18 protein-coding genes are annotated in these 18,336 nt (G+C 62.8%); 5 read left to right on the top strand and 13 right to left on the bottom strand.

The features are described from left to right. The 3 genes from AC1D1P_RS02645 to priA all read left to right on the top strand — a co-directional run. Nucleotides 1–865, top strand: an 865-nt coding sequence (locus tag AC1D1P_RS02645; protein WP_477672006.1) for a uroporphyrinogen decarboxylase family protein, incomplete at its 5' end; no start/stop codon positions are given. Nucleotides 866–901: 36 nt separating this feature from the next. Continuing rightward, nucleotides 902–1,243: a hypothetical protein gene (locus tag AC1D1P_RS02640; protein ID WP_477670143.1), complete on the top strand. Its 342-nt coding sequence runs from the start codon at nucleotides 902–904 to the stop codon at nucleotides 1,241–1,243. Then, complete coding sequence (gene priA / locus AC1D1P_RS02635) at nucleotides 1,240–3,441, top strand: replication restart helicase PriA (RefSeq protein ID WP_477670144.1); 2,202 nt, start codon at nucleotides 1,240–1,242, stop codon at nucleotides 3,439–3,441. Before AC1D1P_RS02640 ends, priA begins: the two co-directional genes overlap by 4 nt. On the opposite strand, the gene AC1D1P_RS02630 is transcribed toward priA, so the two are convergent. Then, nucleotides 3,438–4,202, bottom strand: a complete 765-nt coding sequence (locus AC1D1P_RS02630) for an ArsR/SmtB family transcription factor (RefSeq protein WP_477672007.1) — start codon at nucleotides 4,200–4,202, stop codon at nucleotides 3,438–3,440. The genes priA and AC1D1P_RS02630 overlap by 4 nt on opposite strands. Nucleotides 4,203–4,351: 149 nt before the next feature. On the opposite strand from AC1D1P_RS02630, the gene AC1D1P_RS02625 reads away from it, so the two are divergent. Further along, complete coding sequence (locus tag AC1D1P_RS02625; RefSeq protein ID WP_477672005.1) at nucleotides 4,352–5,626, top strand: MFS transporter; 1,275 nt, start codon at nucleotides 4,352–4,354, stop codon at nucleotides 5,624–5,626. 7 nt (nucleotides 5,627–5,633) lie between these two features. Here the strand turns inward: AC1D1P_RS02625 and AC1D1P_RS02620 are convergent, their stop codons facing one another. The 12 genes from AC1D1P_RS02620 to AC1D1P_RS02565 form a co-directional block, all read right to left on the bottom strand. Then, nucleotides 5,634–6,932 (bottom strand): RNA polymerase sigma factor, encoded by a 1,299-nt coding sequence (locus AC1D1P_RS02620; RefSeq protein WP_477672004.1) that lies wholly within the window; start codon nucleotides 6,930–6,932, stop codon nucleotides 5,634–5,636. 6 nt (nucleotides 6,933–6,938) lie between these two features. Continuing rightward, nucleotides 6,939–7,379 (bottom strand): YciI family protein, encoded by a 441-nt coding sequence (locus tag AC1D1P_RS02615; RefSeq protein ID WP_477670147.1) that lies wholly within the window; start codon nucleotides 7,377–7,379, stop codon nucleotides 6,939–6,941. Nucleotides 7,380–7,416: 37 nt separating this feature from the next. Then, nucleotides 7,417–7,953: an SRPBCC family protein gene (locus tag AC1D1P_RS02610; RefSeq protein ID WP_477670148.1), complete on the bottom strand. Its 537-nt coding sequence runs from the start codon at nucleotides 7,951–7,953 to the stop codon at nucleotides 7,417–7,419. A gap of 174 nt (nucleotides 7,954–8,127) precedes the next feature. After that, nucleotides 8,128–8,901 carry a YciI family protein gene (locus AC1D1P_RS02605; RefSeq protein WP_477670149.1) on the bottom strand — a complete coding sequence of 258 codons (774 nt, stop codon included), beginning with the start codon at nucleotides 8,899–8,901 and terminating at the stop codon, nucleotides 8,128–8,130. Between the two features lie 65 nt (nucleotides 8,902–8,966). Further along, nucleotides 8,967–9,404: a YciI family protein gene (locus AC1D1P_RS02600; protein ID WP_477672003.1), complete on the bottom strand. Its 438-nt coding sequence runs from the start codon at nucleotides 9,402–9,404 to the stop codon at nucleotides 8,967–8,969. A 174-nt stretch (nucleotides 9,405–9,578) separates the two neighbouring features. Then, a complete protein-coding gene (locus tag AC1D1P_RS02595) occupies nucleotides 9,579–10,532 on the bottom strand; it encodes an AEC family transporter (protein ID WP_477670151.1) in 954 nt (317 codons plus the stop codon). Between the two features lie 221 nt (nucleotides 10,533–10,753). Beyond that, complete coding sequence (locus tag AC1D1P_RS02590; RefSeq protein WP_477670152.1) at nucleotides 10,754–11,815, bottom strand: porin; 1,062 nt, start codon at nucleotides 11,813–11,815, stop codon at nucleotides 10,754–10,756. A 194-nt stretch (nucleotides 11,816–12,009) separates the two neighbouring features. Next, complete coding sequence (locus tag AC1D1P_RS02585) at nucleotides 12,010–12,792, bottom strand: L-fucose dehydrogenase (RefSeq protein WP_477672002.1); 783 nt, start codon at nucleotides 12,790–12,792, stop codon at nucleotides 12,010–12,012. A gap of 61 nt (nucleotides 12,793–12,853) precedes the next feature. Beyond that, the gene (locus AC1D1P_RS02580) at nucleotides 12,854–14,134 is read right to left on the bottom strand and encodes an L-fuconate dehydratase (protein WP_477670154.1); all 1,281 of its coding nucleotides are present in this window, start codon (nucleotides 14,132–14,134) and stop codon (nucleotides 12,854–12,856) included. A 78-nt stretch (nucleotides 14,135–14,212) separates the two neighbouring features. Continuing rightward, complete coding sequence (locus AC1D1P_RS02575; RefSeq protein WP_477670220.1) at nucleotides 14,213–15,157, bottom strand: substrate-binding domain-containing protein; 945 nt, start codon at nucleotides 15,155–15,157, stop codon at nucleotides 14,213–14,215. 108 nt (nucleotides 15,158–15,265) lie between these two features. Beyond that, a complete protein-coding gene (locus AC1D1P_RS02570; protein ID WP_477672001.1) occupies nucleotides 15,266–16,261 on the bottom strand; it encodes an ABC transporter permease in 996 nt (331 codons plus the stop codon). Between the two features lie 22 nt (nucleotides 16,262–16,283). Beyond that, complete coding sequence (locus AC1D1P_RS02565) at nucleotides 16,284–17,822, bottom strand: sugar ABC transporter ATP-binding protein (RefSeq protein ID WP_477670156.1); 1,539 nt, start codon at nucleotides 17,820–17,822, stop codon at nucleotides 16,284–16,286. A 21-nt stretch (nucleotides 17,823–17,843) separates the two neighbouring features. Here AC1D1P_RS02565 and AC1D1P_RS02560 point away from each other — a divergent pair, with 21 nt between their 5' ends. After that, nucleotides 17,844–18,128: a hypothetical protein gene (locus AC1D1P_RS02560; RefSeq protein ID WP_477670157.1), complete on the top strand. Its 285-nt coding sequence runs from the start codon at nucleotides 17,844–17,846 to the stop codon at nucleotides 18,126–18,128. Nucleotides 18,129–18,336 lie beyond the last annotated feature (208 nt).

The raw sequence follows: 18,336 nt of genomic DNA, 5'->3' as shown, positions 1-18,336 counted from the left end.
GCCCGATGCCATGGGCCTGGGCCTGTCCTTCGCGCTGGGCGAAGGCCCGCGCTTTGCCACGCCGGTGCGCGATGAGGCGGCAGTGGCGAAGCTTGAGGTGCCCGACATGAACAAGCTGCGCTATGTGTTTGACGCCGTGACGTCAATCCGCAAAGCCCTGAACGGCCGCGTGCCGCTGATCGGCTTTTCGGGCAGTCCCTGGACGCTGGCCTGCTACATGGTCGAAGGCGCGGGCTCCGACGACTACCGCCTGGTCAAGACCATGCTGTACCAGCGCCCGGACCTGATGCACAAAATGCTTGCCGTGAACGCCGACGCGGTTGCCTCCTATCTGAACGCACAGATTGAGGCCGGGGCCCAAGCCGTGATGATTTTTGACARCTGGGGCGGCGTGCTGGCCGACGCGGCCTTCAAAACCTTCAGCCTGGCCTACACGGCCCGCGTGCTGGCCCAGCTCAAACGCGAGCACGAGGGCGTCAAGATCCCCCGCCTCGTCTTCACCAAAGGCGGCGGCCAGTGGCTCGAAGCCATGGCGCAGCTCGATTGCGAGGTGCTGGGACTGGACTGGACGGTCAACCTGGCCAGGGCGCGGGCTCTGGTGGGGGAAAATGGCCCCCAGGCCAAAACGCTGCAGGGCAACCTGGACCCTAACGTGCTGTTTGCCAACCCGACCCAGATAGAAGCCGAAGTGAAAAGCGTGCTGGACAGCTTTGGCAAGCCCCATATTGATGCCAGCGAGCCTGGACCGGCCCATATTTTCAACCTGGGGCATGGCATCAGCCAGCACACGCCCCCCGAAAGTGTGGAAGTGCTGGTGCGCGCAGTACACGCTCACTCTCGCAGCATGCGCGCCGCTGGTACCTAAACTTTCCGCCTACGTCCAGAAAAGGCCACGGGATGAATGATTTCAACCATGGCTAGCACAAAACCGGGCGATGGCGCCCGGACTTATGCACAAAATTCGTGTTGCGGTGCCGCAATGGTGAACGCAGGCGGCATGCTTCGCTATCAAAGCAATAGCGGACGTAAGTTGTTGATTTATATAGAGACTTTAAATTGCTTTTTTTCCGGGCAGTTTAAGAAAAGCCTTGATTTACAAGGCTTCGCGACGCGCCAAGGCAAGCTATCAACAAAGTTATCCACAGAAAATCTGGAAATCTGTAAAGCGATGGTAAATCAAGGACTTAGCGCACTATCTGGATGTACTTCTCAAGAAGTAAACACATTTAGTTACTCCAAATGAGCTATTGGCTTCAAGTTGCCGTTGCCGCGCCCGCGCACAGTTCCATCGCCGGGCCACTGACCTACCAGAGTGAATTGCCACTTGCTGTCGGCTCCCTGGTGCGGGTGCCGCTAGGTAAGCGCGAAGTCCTTGGGGTCGTGTGGGAAGCGGTGCCTGACAGTGGAACGCTGCTGGAAATACAGACGCGCCACGTCACCGGCGAGCTGGATGGGCTGCTGCCTCTTTCGGCGACCTGGCGAAAACTGGTGACGTTCACCGCGGCTTATTACCAGCGCTCCCTGGGCGAGGTGGCGCTGGCGGCATTGCCGCCGCAACTGCGCGACCTGAGCAATGTTCAGCTGGCGCGGCGGCTCAAGCGCCCGGTGGCTGACACCAGCGGCCCGCAGGACACCGCGGCGCTGATGCCGCTCAGTGCGCAGCAGGCTCTTGCCCTGGCTGAATTTGACAACGATACCCGGCCCGCGCTGCTGTTCGGCGCCACCGGCAGCGGCAAAACCGAGGTCTACCTGCGCGCCGCGGCCCGCGTGCTGGAGCAAGACCCGACGGCACAGGTGCTGGTGATGGTGCCCGAGATCAACCTCACGCCCCAACTGCAGTCGCGCTTTGAAGAACGGTTTGCCCACCTGGGCAAAGAGCGCGTGGTGGCCTTGCACAGCGGCCTGACCCCAGCCCAGCGCCTGAAAAGCTGGCTGGCAGCCCACGCCGGCCATGCGCGCCTGGTGCTGGGCACGCGCATGGCGGTGTTCGCCTCCATGCCGAATCTGCGCCTGCTGGTGGTCGACGAGGAACATGACCCAAGCTACAAGCAGCAGGAAGGCGCCCGCTATTCGGCCCGCGACCTGGCGGTCTACCGCGCCAAGGTCGAAACCGAAGACGCCACGCATACCCACGGCCCTTGTCGTGTGCTGCTAGGCTCGGCAACACCGTCGCTGGAAAGCTGGCAGGCCACCCTCACAGGCCGCTACCAACGCCTGACCATGAGTGAACGCATCGGCGGCCCTCTAGTGACGGGCACGGAAGCGCTGCAATTTTCCGACGGGCCGCCCCTAGGAAAATTAACCCCCTCGGGGGGCAGCGAGCTACACGCAGTGAGCGAGCGTGGGGGCCTACCGCTTGTTCGGCGTGTAGACATGAACCACCAGCCCAAGCACTGCGTGATTGCGCCGCCGCTGCTGGATGCCATCGCCCAGCGCGTAGCCCGTGGCGAGCAGTCGTTGATCTTTTTAAACCGGCGCGGCTATGCGCCTGTGCTGGCCTGCCATGACTGCGGCTGGAAAAGCGAGTGCCCGCACTGCAGCGCCTACCGCGTCTTCCACAAGATAGACCGCACCCTGCGCTGCCACCACTGCGGCTTCACCGAACGCGTGCCGAGCGCCTGCCCGAGCTGCGGCAACATCGACATCGCGCCCGTGGGACGCGGCACCGAACGACTGGAAGAACATTTGGCCGAATTACTGGCCGGCGTGAAGCGGCCAGACGGCGAGCCGCCGCGCATTGCCCGTATCGACGCTGACACGACGCGGCTCAAAGGGGCGCTCGAATCGCAGCTGGCCAGCGTGCATGCGGGCGAGGTCGACGTGCTGGTCGGCACGCAGATGATCGCCAAGGGGCACGACTTCCGGCACATCACGCTGGTGGCGGCCATCAACCCTGACGGGGCGCTGTTCTCCAGCGACTTCCGCGCACCCGAGCGCCTCTTCAGCCTTTTAATGCAGGCGGGAGGCCGCGCCGGCCGTGACGCGCGACACAGCGAGGCCAGCGAGATGTGGGTGCAAACCTTTCACCCCGCCCATCCGCTTTTTGAAGCACTTAAAAAGCACGACTATCCGGGTTTTGCGACGCAGCAGTTGGCCGAGCGCGAAGCGGCGGGCATGTCACCCTTCGGTTTTTCAGCGCTGGTGCGCGCCGAGGCGCGTGCGCAGGATGTGGCACAAGGATTTCTGAACGCAGCAGCGGCCCAGGCCGAGGCGCAACAACTCACAGGGCACGAACAGGTCACCGCTTACCCGGCCGTGCCGATGACGATACAGCGCGTCGCCAATATCGAGCGCGCGCAGATGCTGGTCGAAAGCCCCTCGCGCGCAGCGCTTCAACGTTTTCTCGCGGCCTGGCAACCAACGCTGTTTGAAACGCGACAGCAGGCTGAATTCAAAAGCCTGATTCGCTGGGCGATTGATGTGGATCCGATTGCGATTTAAGCAACACGTAACACCGGGCTTTGCCGCGCTGGGAAGGTCTCTCCCTCCGTCACTTGCCGCCAGTCCTCCTGCCCCATCCAGTCGCGCAGCGCCACCGCGCCTTTAGGTGTGATCTCCAGCGCGCGCATACCCTGGCGATGCAACAGCCAGCCGCGCTCGAGGCTGTGATTGCAGATCAGCGTGCCGAGTTGGCCGGCGATGTGGAAGCGGCGCTCGCTCCAGTCCAGGCACGGGCGGCAGTAAGGCCGTTTGGTGTTGATGCTGGTTGGCGACGTTGACAGCTCAATGCCCAGGCGCGCCAGCACGGCATTGGCCTTGGGGGTGACGTGGCCGGCTTCGCCGTCAAAGGTGATGGCGCCGTCTTCCAGCAGGTGATGGGCAATGGCCACGCCGAGGCGGCCGGCGATGTGGTCGTAGCAGCTGCGGGCCATGCGCATGGCGGCGTCTTTGGGGCCGGGCACTACGGCGCGGCGCGGCGCGGGCGCGTTTTGTGAGGCGAGCTGCGTGATGCCTTCGAGCACGCGCGCCACCTCCACCGAGGCCAGGCGGTGGTAACGGTGGCGGCCGTGTTGCTCCACGCGCAGCAGGCCGCCTTCGACCATCAGGGCGAGGTGGCGGCTGGCGGTTTGCGGCGACACGTTGCCGACGCCGGCCAGTTCGTGGGCTGTGAGCGAGCGGCCGTCCAACAGCTCCATCAGCATGGCGGTGCGGGCCGGCTCGCCGACCAACGAGGCGATGTGCGCGATTTGGTTGGTATTCATCATGGTTTAAGACCTTCTGGTACCAACCTTAGCAGCATCGCAAACCCCATGCTTCGCTCCAGGGCGAAGCATCGCGCAGCCTCTTCGCCGCACCATGGAGGCATGCAGCAGCCGCTGCCTTCTCACACGGAGAATCCATAAAAGTGCCAATGACCCCAACCCTGCAGCCACCGGCGCCGCGCGCCTTCTACGGAACCACTGTCGTATGGGCCGCCTTTGTGTTGGCCATCTTCGGTTGGGGCATAGGCTTTTACAGTCCGGCGATTTTTCTGCATGCGGTGATCGCCCGCACCGGCTGGGCGTTGCCACTGGTATCAAGCGCCGTGACCTTTCACTTTTTATTCGGCGCGGGCGTGGTGGCCTGCCTGCCGCGCATCCACGCCCGGCTGGGCGTCGCCGCCACTACCGCTGCGGGCGCCGCCGCGCTGGCACTGGGACTTCTGGGCTGGGCGCTGGCTGCACAGCCCTGGCAACTGTTTGCGGCTGCCATGCTGACGGGCGGCGGCTGGGTCACCATGGGCGCGGCGGGGATCAACGCCATCATCTCGCCCTGGTTTATGCGTGGCCGGCCCCTGGCACTGGCCAAGGCCTACAACGGCGCCAGCCTGGGCGGTGTGATTTTCTCACCGCTATGGGGCGCGCTGATCGCCGCGTTGGGTTTTACCGCCGCCACCTTGCTGGTGGGCGCGGCCATGCTGGCCGTGGTGGTCTGCCTGTGTTTTTACGTCATCACRCAAACGCCGGAACGCATGGGCCAGCAGCCTGACGGTGATGCACCGGGCACACCCTTGCGCACCGTCACCTCTGCGCATGCCAAACCCTTGCCGGGCCGCCTGCTGTGGCGAGACCGCAGCTTTCGTACGCTGGCCGCGGCGATGGCGCTGAGCATGTTTGCCCAGGCCGGCTTGATCACGCATTTGTATTCGCTGCTGGTGTCAGCGCTCAGCACCCAAGGCGCGGGCCTGGCGATGGCGTTGGCCACCGCTTGCGCCATCGGCGGCCGCACCATCGTCGCCAAATGCATGCCGGTGGATACCGACCGGCGACTGGTCGCCAGCGTGAGCTACGCGGTGCAGATCACCGGCTCACTGCTGCTGGCTTGTGCGGCGGAACACCAGACCGTGCTGATTCTTGCAGGCGTGGTGCTGTTCGGCGTCGGTATCGGCAACACCACTTCGCTGCCGCCGCTGGTGGCACAGGTGGAGTTCGTCAAGGGCGATGTTCCGCGGGTGATCGCGTTGATCGTGGCCATGTCGCAGGGTCTGTGGGCGCTGGCGCCGGCCACGTTTGGCCTGCTGCTGGTCACAGCCGGCGGGAGTCCGGCGCACCTCGGTGCGGGCACAGGCCTTTACTTCGGCGCGACCGTGCTGTTGCAGCTGGCGGCCATCGCCTGCATGCTGGGCGGCCGCAGGCCGGCACCGTAAACACGCGTCAGGAAAGGCGCGGTGTGGAGCCCGGCGCGCAGGCTGCGGCGCGCGCCAGCAACAGTTCGCGCTCGCGCAGGTTGCGGGTGAGCGACGCGGCGCGCTCGAACTCCGCATGGGCTTCTTCGAGCCGGCCGAGCTTGAACAAAAAGTCGGCGCGTACGCTGGGCAGCAGATGGTAGTTTTTCATCAAGGGTTCGGCCAGCAGCGCATCGGCCACCTCCAGCCCCGTCGCCGGGCCGAAAGCCATCGCCAGCGCGACGGCGCGGTTGAGTTCCACCACCGGTGACGGCATGAGCTGCGCCAGCGCATCGTAAAGCGCGGCGATGCGATGCCAGTCGGTGTCGGCGCCCGTGGGCGCACGCGCATGGCACGCGGCAATCGCGGCCTGCAGCGCATACGGCCCCAGCGCACCGCCCAGCGCCTCGGCACGCGCCAGCGCCGCAAGGCCGCGGCGTATCAGGATGTGGTCCCAGCTTGCCCGGTTTTGCTCCAGCAGCAAGATGGGCTCACCCGAAGGCCCGGTGCGCGCCCTGGCGCGCGAGGCCTGGATTTCCATCAGCGCCACCAGGCCGTGAACCTCAGGCTCCTGCGTCGCGAGTTCGGCCAGCACGCGCCCCAGTCGCAAGGCCTGGTCGCACAGCGCGGGCCGCATCCAGTCGCCGCCCGAAGTGGCTGAGTAGCCTTCATTGAAGATCAGGTAAATAACTTCCAGCACCGAAGCCAGCCGGGCGCCGCGCTCTTCAGGGCCAGGCACTTCAAAGGGCACGCGCGCCTCGGCCAGGGTGCGCTTGGCACGCACGATGCGCTGGGCCACCGTGGGCTCAGGCACCAGGAAGGCGCGCGCGATCTCGTCGGTGCTCAGGCCGCCCAGCAGCCGCAGCGTGAGCGCAATGCGCGCCTCGGTGGACAGCACCGGGTGACAGGCGGTGAAGATCAGGCGCAACAGGTCGTCGCCGTAGTCGTCGGCGCCGTCGTCGCCAGAGCCGGGATCGTCTACATCGGCGAAAGCCATTTCCTGCTCCAGCTCGAGTTCATGGCCCAGCTCTTCATGCTTGAGCGCCAGCAGCTTGCGCCGCCGCAGGTAGTCGATGGCCCGGTGCTTGGCGACGGCCATAAGCCAGGCGCCCGGGTTGTCCGGCACGCCGATCTTCGGCCAGCGCTCCAGCGCCGTGACCAGCGCGTCCTGCGCGATCTCTTCGGCCAGGCCCACCTCCTGCACCATGCGTGCAACCTTGGCGATGACCTTGGCCGACTCGATGCGCCAGACGGCGTCGATGGCGCGATGGGTTTCATGCGTCGCCATGCGGCTTCAGGCGCCCTTGCCTTTTGCGCTCTTCCCGCTCGGCGCTTGTTGCATCTCGACGAAACCGGCGGCAGCCTCCTGTACGTCAGGCGGAAAGTCAGACATCTCCTGCACCTGCCGCACTTCGATGATTTCGTTCTCGCCGCCCGGGCAGCGCGTTGCCCACTTGATGGCTTCCTCGCGCGAGGCCACGTTGATCATCCAGTAGCCGCCCAGCACTTCACGGGCTTCGGCAAAAGGGCCGTCCTTGACATGGGCCTTGCCACCGGGAAAGGTTACGCGGGCGCCCATGGAGGGTGGGTGCAGGCCGTCCAGCGCGAGCAGCACGCCGGCTTTTTGCAGCTCCTCGTTGTATTTCATCATCGCGGCGACGGCGTCGGCGCTGGGCATGGTGCCTGCGTCGGCAGTTTCGTAGCCTTTGGGGATCATCAGCATCATGAATCGCATTTGAATACTCCTTGAGTGTGGGGCGGGTGAGCCGGGCTTACTTTTCTGCAGCAGCCTTCAGGTCGGCCAGGCCTGCTTCGAAATCCTTGCCCACCATCTTGTCCATATCGAAGAAGACATGCATGACCCTGGCCATCAGGGGCGCGGGGCCCGCCATCTCCCAGCTCACGACGCTGCCACCGGCTTGCGGCTGGATGGTAAAAACCACCTTGTTATGGGCCTCAAAAGGCTTGCTGAAGTTCAGGTCTATCCTGACGAGCGAAAACGGTACGGACTCGGTGATCAGCATGTCACCCGTGCCGACTTCCTTGCTTTCCCAGGCGTAGGCCGAGTCCTTGCCGGTGGCCGGACCGCTGAAGCTGCGCTTCATGGCCGCGTCCTTTTTCTCCCAGGGCGACCAGGCGGCCCACTGTTTGTAGTCATTGATCAGCGGGAAGATTTTCTCGGGCGGCGCCTGGATGGTGGTCTGGCGTTGTACGCGGAAGGTGTCTGGCTTGTTGGAGGCCAGTATCAGCACGGCCACGATGAAAACCACGATGGCGACGGCCGCAATGATGGCGATGGTCTTGAACATGTTTGTATCCCTTTAAGTTGGTGTTTGTTCACTTCGTAAATGGTCGAGCGCCGGATTCACAGGCCCTTTCCGGCCTCCAAAAAGCGTCTGCTCACCGGTACGACGAACGAAAAACCCGAAATCGACAGGCCGGGTCGAAAAATTTCAATTATTTTTTGACCCAAGCCAAGAACGCTAGGCCTGTGCGAAATCGGCAGCTTCATACAACAGCCGGATTTCCACCTCAACCTCTTCCGTATCGCGAAACGGGAAGGGATAGGCCAAGGCCCAGTCCACCGCAGCCTGCAGCGAACGCGCCTGGATGATCCAGAAACCGGCCAGCAATTCCTTGGCTTCGGCGAAGGGCCCGTCCATCACGCTGGGTTTGCCCCGGGTGAACTTCATGCGCGACGCGCTGGCGCTGGGCTTGAGCCCTTCACCCATGAGCAGCACGCCAGCCTTGACGGCTTCGTCGTTGTGTTGGGCCATGCGCCCCAGCCACTGGCTGTCGGGCACGATGCCGGCTTCGGCGCGGTCATTGGCCTTGAGCAAAATCATGAAGCGGCGGAACCCCTCGGGCAGCGGCGGCGCGCCTTCCCCGGCGACGCCGCGCAGGCCGCCGGGGCAACCGCCCTCGCGGATTTCCAGCGAGGTGTTGCCATCCGCATCCTCTTGAGGCCAGCGTTTAAGCCATTCCAGTGCGTCACCCCTGGAAGCCGCCTCAATCATGGTGAAACCGGCGATCAGCTCTTTGGCTTCGGTGAAGGGGCCATCGATGACCGTGGGCTTGCCACCGGAAAACCGGATGAGCGCGCCCTTTGAGCTTGCCTGCAGGCCCTCGCCGCCCAGCAGCATGCCGGCCTTGGCCAGTTCTTCGTTGTAGGCGCCCATGGCGGCCAGCAGTGCGGGGCTGGGCAGCTCGCCGGCTTCAGTGCTCGCGTCGGATTTGCGCAGGATCATGTATTGCATGCGTGAAGTCTCCTTGGAACCCGGTTTTTACCTCAAACACGGGCCCGGCAGCCAGGCGCCCGCTTTCAGGACTTCGCGGCAGTCTGTGCTTCGACCTGCTGGCGCAAGCGCTCTTCGGCTTCGCGAAGTTCAGGCGTGAATTCGGCGCCGAAGTCTTCAGCCGAAAACACCTGGCGGATTTCGATTTCGGCCTCGCTCTCAGGCGGCAAGGGGCAGCGTTTGATCCACTCAATCGCCTCTTCTTTCGACGAGACTTGCAGCATCCAGAAACCGGCGACCAACTCTTTGGTTTCGGGGAAAGGCCCGTCGATCACGGTGCGCTTGCTGCCGGAAAACCTGACGCGCGCGCCTTTGGCGCTGGGGTGCAAGCCTTCGCCCGCCAGCATCACGCCAGCCTTGACCAGCGATTCGTTGAACTTGCCCATGTCGGCCAGCAGTTGTTCGCTGGGCATTTCGCCGGCTTCGCTGTGTTTGTCGGCTTTGATGAGGACCATGAATTTCATTTCGGACTCCTTGGTGTTGCGTTAGGTTTGCGTTGGGAGCGGAGAGCCCGGACAACCCGGGCAGAAAAATCCTGCTCTTACCGGTACGACGAACGGAAAGCGCGAAATCGACAACGCGGGACCATTTTTTTCAGGTTTTTTTGTAACGACGGCCGAAAAGGCCTGGTACCTGGCTCAGGTCAGCAGGGTCACTGCTGCCGAAAAGCTGAAAAAAGCCAGCACCGTCGACAACAGGATGATGCGCGCGATGCGGCCGTTGTCCGCGCCAAAGCGCTCGGCCAGCAGCGCCACATTGCTGGCGCTGGGCAACGCCGCCACCAGTACGATGACCGTGAGTGCGAAGGGTTGCAGCGGCACGCCCACAGCGATGGCACCCAACCCGACGAGGCCCACCAATACCGGGTGCACCACCAGTTTGATGAGCGCAACCGGCACATACTCCTTCAGGGGTGTGGCAGCCGTACTGTTCATCTGCGAGCGCGCCAGCACCGCGCCAATGGTGAACAGCGCCACAGGCGAGGCCGCATCGGCCAGCAGCCCGACGGTCTGCATCACCGGCCCTGGCAACATCACACCCAGCCCGGACGATAGCGCGCCCAGCACAATCGCCCACGGCATGGGATTGAGCGCCACGCCCTTGAGCGCTTTTTGCGCAGCAACCTCTGCGCCATGAATGTCGGCCGAGTCCAGCCGCGACAGCGCGATGCACAGCGAGCTTGTCACGAGCAAGTCAACCAGGATGGTGACGATGGCCGGGCCGGCGGCCTGAGCGCCCAGCAGTGCCACCAGCAGCGGCACGCCCATGAAGCCCGTATTGGGGAAAGCCGCCACCAGCGCACCGAAAGACGCATCGTTCCAGGCAATACGGCCCTTGCGCGTGAGCATCACGGTGAAAGCCACCATCAGCAACGCGCACACCAGGTAGACCGCCACCAGGCTCGCGTCCAGCAGCTGCGCAATCGGCGTGCCGGCGCCAAAGCGGTACAGCATGCAGGGCAATGCGAAATACAACACGAAGGTATTGAGGCCAGGAATGGCCAGCTGCGGGAGCAGGCCCCGGCGTGCAGCAAGGTAGCCGCACAGCACCAGGGCGAAAAAAGGGAAAGTGACGAAAAGAATGCGGAGCACGGCACTGATTGTCGCCCACGCCCTTGCGTGCGAGTGAGCAGCACGGTCCCGCTTGCACATCGATTGAGCATAAAAAATAGCTGCGGCGCAGGCAGCGCCTGCGCGAGCAGCTATGTTTTTAATAGCAAAAAATGGTTGGCCAGCGGGTCCGCGTCAGGTGATACCGATCTGACCCAGCCAGCCTGCCGCCGAGCGCCTAGCTCCCCCGGCGGCGTTGCCCTTTAAAAGCTGTGCGCAATGCCCGCGTAAATGGTTCTTTGCCCCTGGTTGACATTCGGATTTCCCGAGATGCCCCCGTCCACCCCGAAGTTGGCACCACTGGAGTTGCTGACGCTGCCGAATGATGCGTACAGCAACGTGCGCTTGGACATGCTGTAGTCCGCACCCACCATGCCCAGCGTGGCCTTGCCGGCCACCCGGTCAGACTTCACGTGGAAGACCGAACCGATCAGCGTGAGCGCTGGCGTCACATCGTAACGAACGCCAACCCAGGCATGCTTGAGCTTGGACGCGGCTGTGAGGGCCGCGTCGGGTGCGGTGATGTAGTCGTAGGCCGCATAGAGCTTGGCCGGGCCGAACTTGTATGTGCCGCCTATGATGGTTTCCTTGGAGGTGCTGAAAACATCCGTGAAGGTGGCGGCAGCATTACGGCGCTCTGAATAGATGGCGCGCAGCATCAGGTCCTGGTTCGCATAGGTCATCGATATGCCCTCGCCGCGGTTGGCCTTGCTGTTTCCAGCCTGTTCGCCAAACGAGATTTGCCCGGTGGCGCTGAAGCCGCCCATATCAGGCGTTGAATACTCGACCACGTTGCTGGCACCGGGCCAGCTGCGGCCCCTGACCAGGGTGGCGCTGCCCACCCACTGTTGGCCGGTCGGGTCCAGGTCCCACACGTCGTTGCTGATGAACAGGTTCTTGCCAAGACGGAAGCTGCCCCAGCTGGCGTTGGACAGACCGACATAGGCGCGGCGGTTGAACAATGCCGAGCCGACCGAGCCGTTTTTCAGTTCAAACCCGCTTTCGAGAAGGAAGTTGGCCGCCAGCCCGCCGCCCAGGTCTTCCTTGCCCTTCATGCCCCACATGCTGGTGCCCCACTGGTTGCTGGCCACCATGGTTTTGGAGAAGCTGGCATTGGCCACCGGGTCATACACATGGTCGATATACGCCAGGCCTGATACGGCACGTCCGTACATGGTGACACTGGACTGGGCCGAGGCCAACTGTGGCGCCAGCGCGGCCGCGCAGGCCACACCGAGGTACACACTACGGAAAGCAGCTTTCATGATTTGTCTCTCTTTGCTATGGTTAGGTTGAGTCAGTTAAAAAGTCCGGATATGCCCATCCGCCGGCATGGCTGCCCAGAGCGAACCCGGTTCGGGCGGGGAAAATCTGCGGCGAGCTTCATCGTGCTTTTCAGGGCTCGGTAGCTGGCAGCGCCGCATGGCGTTTTGGCCGTATGGATGTCTGTTCATGGCGGTCAGCCGACAGGCAAGGCGCGGTCCAGATGCACATAACCGCCATCGGGATGAATCCACTGGCCCGTCGTGTGTGAGGCGCGATCGGACAGCAGGAACACCACCGTGTCGGCAATTTCGCGGTCGGTCGTCATGCGCTGACCCAGGGGGATCCGGGCCGTGATGTCGGCCAGCGCCGCTGCCGGGTCGGCAAAGGTCTTAAGCCACGTTTCATAGAGCGGCGTCATGACTTCGGCCGGCAGCACCGCATTGACCCGCACGCCATGTGGCGCCAGGGCGGCAGCCCATTCGCGTGTCAGCCCCAGCTGGGCCGCCTTGGCCGCGACGTAGCCGCTGGTGTTGCCCTGCCCGGTGAGCGCCGTCTTGGAGGAAATGTTGACGATGGCGCCGCGCCTGGCCTTTAGCTGGTCCAGGCACAGGTGCGCCATCAGGTAGTAATGCATCAGGTTGGACTGCAGCGAGCGCTCGAAGGCCTCGGGGCCGGCCTCCAGGCCGACGCTGTCGTTGACGCCGGCGTTGTTGACCAGCGCATCAATGCCGCCGAATTCGGCCACGGCACCCTGCACCGCGGTCCGGCAGGCCGATTCGCTTTCAAGGTCGAGCTGGAAAAACCCGTGGCGTGCACCGAGCTCCCGCAAGGCCGCGGAAAATTCCGGCAACAAGGGGCTGCGGCCGAAGATCACCGGCACGGCGCCCTCCCGCGCCAGCTGCAGGCTGATGGCCCCGCCAATTCCGGCGCCCCCGCCGGTGACAATGACAATCTTGTTTTGAAGGTGCAAATTCATCAAGGGCTCCGGTGTCAGATGTTGGTTATGGTCAGGCTCAGCCGAGGGTGTGTAGCGGCCATCAGCCCTTGAAGGCGTACTGCGCCAGCGACTCGCGCTTCATCTCAATCGAATAACCTGGCCGTTGCGGCGGCATGTAGGCGGCATGGCGAATCACGCAGGGGTCCACGAAATGCTCGTGCAGGTGGTCCACGTATTCGATCACCCGGCCTTCCTTGGTACCGGCGATGCAGAGGTAATCGATCATCGACAGGTGCTGCACGTATTCGCACAAGCCGACCCCGCCGGCATGCGGACAAACCTTGAGCCCATATTTGGCCGCCATCAACATCACGGCCAGCACCTCGTTGACCCCGCCCAGGCGGCAGGCGTCGATCTGCACCACGTCAATGGCGCCCTGCATGATGAGCTGCTTGAACATGACGCGGTTCTGGCACATCTCGCCGGTGGCGACCTGCATGTCGCCCTTCACCGCCTCGCGGATGCGGCGGTGACCCTCGATGTCGTCGGGGCTGGTCGGCTCTTCGATGAACCAGGGCTTGGCAAAGCCCAGGTGGCCCAGCCACTCAATCGCCTCGTTGACATCCCACACCTGGTTGGCGTCGATCATCAGGGTGCGGTCGGGGCCGAGCACCTCGCGGGCGACGCGCACCCGCCGGATGTCGTCCTGCAGGTCGCGGCCCACCTTGAGCTTGATGTGCGAAAAGCCGGCGTCCACCGCCTCCTGGGCCAGGCGCCTGAGCTTTTCGTCGTCATAGCCCAGCCAGCCGGCGGAAGTGGTGTAGCAGGCGTAGCCTTCCTGCTCGAGCGTCTTCAGGCGCGCGTCCTTGCCGGCGGCCTGGCGCGTCAACAGCGCCAGCGCTTCGGCCGGCGTGATGCAGTCGGTGATGTAGCGGAAGTCGATCAGCCTGACGATCTCTTCCGGGCTCATGCGGGCCACCAGCTTCCACACCGGCACGCCCTCCTGCTTGGCCCACAGGTCCCACACGGCATTGACCACGGCGGCAGTCGCCAGGTGGATCGCGCCCTTGTCGGGGCCGATCCATCGCAGCTGGCTGTCCGAGGTGATGTAACGCCAGAAGCGGCCCATGTCTTCGGTCACCCAGTCCATGTCGAGACCGACCACCAGGTGGCGCATGGCTTCGATGGCGGCACAGCAGATTTCATTGCCGCGGCCGATGGTGAAGGTCAGGCCATGGCCTTCAAGCCCCGGCTCACCGGTTTCCAGCACCACATAGGCGGCCGAATAGTCCGGGTCCGGATTCATCGCGTCCGAGCCGTCGAGATGCCGCGACGTGGGAAAGCGCACATCGACGACACGCATGGATTGGATAGTGCTCATGAAGGATTGCCTGGGGATTGCTGTTTGCCTGGTGAAGAAGCGCTTCAGCGCGTGGTAGCCCTGAGGCCGCCGCACCCATCAGTCATACAGAACCGCAGCGATCTTGGGATCATTGATGGTGGTCTTGTCGTAGTAGTAAAAGCCGGTGTCGATGACCTTGGGCAGCTTTTCGCCCTTGAGGGACTTGACCGCCGCCTCCACCGTCTTGTAGCCAATGCCGACCGGGTTCTGGGTAATGGCGCCGGCCATTGAGCCGTCCATGATGGCGGCCTTTTGCTGCTTGCCGGAGTCGTAGCCGATGATCACCACCTTGCGCTTCATCTCCCTGGCGCCATTCAGTGCACCGATGGCCGAGCCTTCGTTGGCGCCGAAAATTCCCTTGAGGTTAGGGTTGGCCTGCAGGATGGACTTGGTGATCTCGGTCGATTTGAGCTGGTCGCCGCCGCCGTACTGCACGCTGACGATCTTGATGTTGGGATAGGTTGACTTGATACGGTTGACAAATCCGTCGGTGCGATCGATGCCGGTGCGGCTGGTCTGGTCATGCACCACGAGGGCGACATCGCCGCTTTTACCGATCAGCTCGGCCATCTTGTCGGCGGCGAGGGCTGCGGCGGCCACGTTGTTGGTGGTGGTCGTGGTCACCGGAATATCGCTGTCCACGCCCGAGTCAAATGCGATGACCGGGATCTTGGCGGCCTGGGCCTTTTTCAGCAGCGGGATCGATGCCTTGCTGTCCAGCGCGGCAAAGCCGATGGCCGACGGCTTTTTGGCCAGCGCCGCCGCGAACATGTCGATCTGCTTGTCCACCATGCTCTCGCTCTCGGGGCCTTCGAAGGTCACCTTGACCTTGTAGTCCTTGCCGGCCTGCTCGGCGCCGGCCTTGACGGCTTGCCAGAACTGGTGCTGAAAGCCCTTGGAGATCATGGGAATGTAGATCTCGTCGGCAGCCAGCGCCGTCGTGCTCAAGGTAGAAGCCAGGCCAAGGCCCAGTGCGAGGCTCAAAAGTGTGCGTTTCAAAATCATGTTTGTCTCCGATCGTTATGGGGTTTGCTATGGGGTATCAAAAATCAGACGTTGGCATGGGTGGGATTTGGGCTTCTCTTTGATAAAAACTGCACTTGCTTTCATTTACTTGCGCTTTCGCAAAATATCGGCATACACCGCCACGATGATGATCAGGCCCGTCACCACCGTCTGCCACTCCTGTGCCACCGACATGATGCGCAGCCCGTTGGTCAGCACACTCATGATGAAGGCGYCGATGATGGTGCCCAGAATCGTGCCGGCCCCGCCGCTGAGCGAAGTGCCTCCGATCACGACGGCGGCAATCGCATCCAGCTCGTAGCCCTGGCCCAGCGCCGGCTGCGCGGAATTCAGGCGCGAAGCGATGAGCAGCCCGGCCACGCCGCAAATCGCGCCGCTGAGCGTGTAGACAATGATCTTCCAGCGGTCCACATTCACGCCCGACAGGCGTACCGCCTCTTCGTTGCTGCCCAGTGCGAAGGTGTAGGTCCCCAGCACTGTCTTGTTCAGGATCAGGCTGGATACCACCGCCACCACAAACAGGATCAGCACCGCATTGGGGATGGGCAGATCGGGCAGGAAATAACCGATCAACGASTCCTGGGAAATGACCGAGAACTCCGGCGTGTCGTTGAAATAGATTGGCTTGGATTGGGTGATGACCAGCGACAGGCCTTTGAGCATGAGCATCATGCCCAGCGTGGCAATGAACGGCGGGATCTTCAGCTTGGCAATCAGCATGCCCGAGGTGAAGCCAGAGAACGCACCGAAGAAAATGGCAGCCAGCACGCCCAGGTAGAAGGGCAGGCCCCAATAGGTCAGCACCACCCCGGCCATGACGGCGCAAAAGGTCATCAAGGTGCCCACCGACAGGTCGATGCCCGAGGTGATGATGACAAAGGTGCAGGCGATGGCCAGCACGCCGTTAACCGCAGTGGCCTGCAAAATGCCCACCATGTTGTCGGTCTGCATGAAGCTGGACGAGGCCATGCTGAAGAAAATCAGCAACCCCAGCAAGCTGGCAAATGCCAACAGCTTTTGACGGGTGTTGCTGCTAAAAGCTGCAGTTTTGAAACCTTGCAGCAACTTGGAGACGGTCATGGGTGATGGTTCCGGCGTTTTTTTAAAAAGCAGCAGCGGCAACCATGCCGGAAACGGCAGCCGGGGCTTCGCGCTGGGTGGCGAGCTGCATGATTTTTTCCTGGGTCGCGTCCCGTGCGACCAGCTCGCCGGTGATGCGGCCCTCGCACATCACCACGATGCGGTGGCTCAGCCGCAGCACCTCGGGCAGTTCGGAGGAGATCATCACGATGGCACGGCCCTGGGCCGCCAGCGCATTGAGCAGCTTGTAGATTTCGCTCTTGGCGCCCACGTCAATGCCGCGCGTAGGCTCGTCAAAAAACAGGATCTCGCAGTCGCGCACCAGCCATTTGGCGACGACGATTTTTTGCTGGTTACCCCCCGACAGCAGCGCCACTTTCTGCAGCGCGCTTGGGGTCTTGATGCCCAGTTGCGCGATCAGCTTCGCAGCCGTGTCCTGTATGGCAGCGGGCCTGAGAAGGAACCCGAAGCTCAAGAACCGCCGCAAGCTCGACAGCACAATGTTGGTCTGCACATCCATGCCGGTGGCCAGACCGAAGTGCTTGCGGTCTTCCGACAGGTAGCCGATGCCGTGCTCAACCGCGTCGGCCGGGCTATGCACCCCGACCTGGCGGCCCCTGACCCAGATCTCCCCTGAATCCCTTTTGTCGGCGCCGAACACGGCACGCGCCACTTCGGTCCGGCCCGCTCCCATCAGGCCGGCAAACCCGAGGATTTCGCCCTTGCGCACGGTGAAGCTGACATCCTTGATCGTACGGCCGCGATTAAGCCCGCGCACCTCCAGCACGGTCTCCCGGCCCTGATCGGTTGCCGGCGGCCTCTCGTCTTCAAGCAGGGCGCGCCCGACCATCATGCCGATGATGGTGTCCATGCTGGTGGTGGCAGTCGGCACGGTGCCGATGTACTGGCCGTCGCGCATCACTGTCACGCGGTCCGAGATGCGCTTGAGCTCGTCCATCTTGTGCGAGATGTACACGATGCCAACGCCGTGGCGCTTGAGCTGGCCGATGATGCGGAACAAGTCGTCGATTTCGGCATTGTTCAGCGCGGCAGTGGGCTCATCCATGATCAGCACGCGCGAGTCAAATGACAGCGCCTTGGCGATCTCGACCATTTGCTGGCGCGCCACCGTCAGGTCGCAAACCAGCGTGTGCGGTTCCAGGTTCAGGTTCAGGCGGTCGAAAATCGCTTTCGTGTCGCGGGCCATCTTCTCGGTATCGATGAACAGCCCAAGCCGCCCGAGCGGCTCGCGTCCGATGAAGATGTTCTGCGCCACGCTCAGATGGCTCATCAGGTTGAGTTCCTGGTGGATGATGCCGATGCCCAGCGCCTGCGCAGCGCGCGGGCTGGCAATCTCGACCGCCTGACCGTCGATGCTGATCTCGCCCGCATCCTTCTGGTAGACCCCGGCCAGCACTTTCATCAGGGTCGATTTCCCGGCGCCGTTCTCGCCCATCAGCGCATGCACCTCGCCTGCGGCAACCTCAAGCCTGGCGTTGTGCAACGCGCGCACTCCCGGAAAGGATTTGCACAGGTTGCTGATGCTCACAAGAGGTGTCATGGGCGGTTCCGGACAGGCGCGGTGCTCGCTCAGATCGGCGCGATGTCGTTGACCGTGGCCAGACGGCCCATCGACTGGCCCGGAGTGCGCCCCAACCAGGCGCTGCAGCAACGCCCGGAATCACCCGGGGCCAGGCAAACCGGCGTACGGGCCTGGCCGACGCCTTGGGCGGCCGCGCAGATCGATACTGTTTTTCCTTCCAAACTTCCTGGGTGCATGACAAAAAACCTTTTTGCGTTGAAGGAACCGTTCAATGAGGCGAAGGCACCAAAATCAGGAAACTTATTGTTACAAATGGTTCATTGATGAACAATCTATTCACTTATGGATCGAAGCGGTGTGAATCATAGAAATTTGCTCATCTTTCCAAGCTCCGGACTTTCCCTAAGTCAGGATTTAATTTATTGATGAACATTAAGTGCAAAAKTAAATAAATCCAAAACAATGAAGGCGAAAGTCTTCGCGAGCGCCGCGTGCCATATCAAGAGCGCTGCGTTACATATCAAAATTGCAA

Source organism: Polaromonas sp. P1_E1_2, from assembly GCF_056406035.1.
Note: the sequence above shows the minus strand (reverse complement) of the source record. Positions and strands in the feature narration are given on the sequence as shown.

Excerpts from the sequence above, each read along its gene's own strand:
- AC1D1P_RS02605 (WP_477670149.1), bottom strand. The coding sequence starts at position 8,901 with ATGCAATACATGATCCTGCGCAAATCCGACGCGAGCACTGAAGCCGGC.
- AC1D1P_RS02580 (WP_477670154.1), bottom strand. The coding sequence starts at position 14,134 with ATGAGCACTATCCAATCCATGCGTGTCGTCGATGTGCGCTTTCCCACG.
- AC1D1P_RS02640 (WP_477670143.1), top strand. The coding sequence starts at position 902 with ATGATTTCAACCATGGCTAGCACAAAACCGGGCGATGGCGCCCGGACT.
- AC1D1P_RS02565 (WP_477670156.1), bottom strand. The coding sequence starts at position 17,822 with ATGACACCTCTTGTGAGCATCAGCAACCTGTGCAAATCCTTTCCGGGA.
- AC1D1P_RS02585 (WP_477672002.1), bottom strand. The coding sequence starts at position 12,792 with ATGAATTTGCACCTTCAAAACAAGATTGTCATTGTCACCGGCGGGGGC.
- AC1D1P_RS02590 (WP_477670152.1), bottom strand. The coding sequence starts at position 11,815 with ATGAAAGCTGCTTTCCGTAGTGTGTACCTCGGTGTGGCCTGCGCGGCC.
- AC1D1P_RS02630 (WP_477672007.1), bottom strand. The coding sequence starts at position 4,202 with ATGAATACCAACCAAATCGCGCACATCGCCTCGTTGGTCGGCGAGCCG.
- AC1D1P_RS02620 (WP_477672004.1), bottom strand. The coding sequence starts at position 6,932 with ATGGCGACGCATGAAACCCATCGCGCCATCGACGCCGTCTGGCGCATC.
- priA (WP_477670144.1), top strand. The coding sequence starts at position 1,240 with ATGAGCTATTGGCTTCAAGTTGCCGTTGCCGCGCCCGCGCACAGTTCC.
- AC1D1P_RS02615 (WP_477670147.1), bottom strand. The coding sequence starts at position 7,379 with ATGCGATTCATGATGCTGATGATCCCCAAAGGCTACGAAACTGCCGAC.
- AC1D1P_RS02610 (WP_477670148.1), bottom strand. The coding sequence starts at position 7,953 with ATGTTCAAGACCATCGCCATCATTGCGGCCGTCGCCATCGTGGTTTTC.
- AC1D1P_RS02600 (WP_477672003.1), bottom strand. The coding sequence starts at position 9,404 with ATGAAATTCATGGTCCTCATCAAAGCCGACAAACACAGCGAAGCCGGC.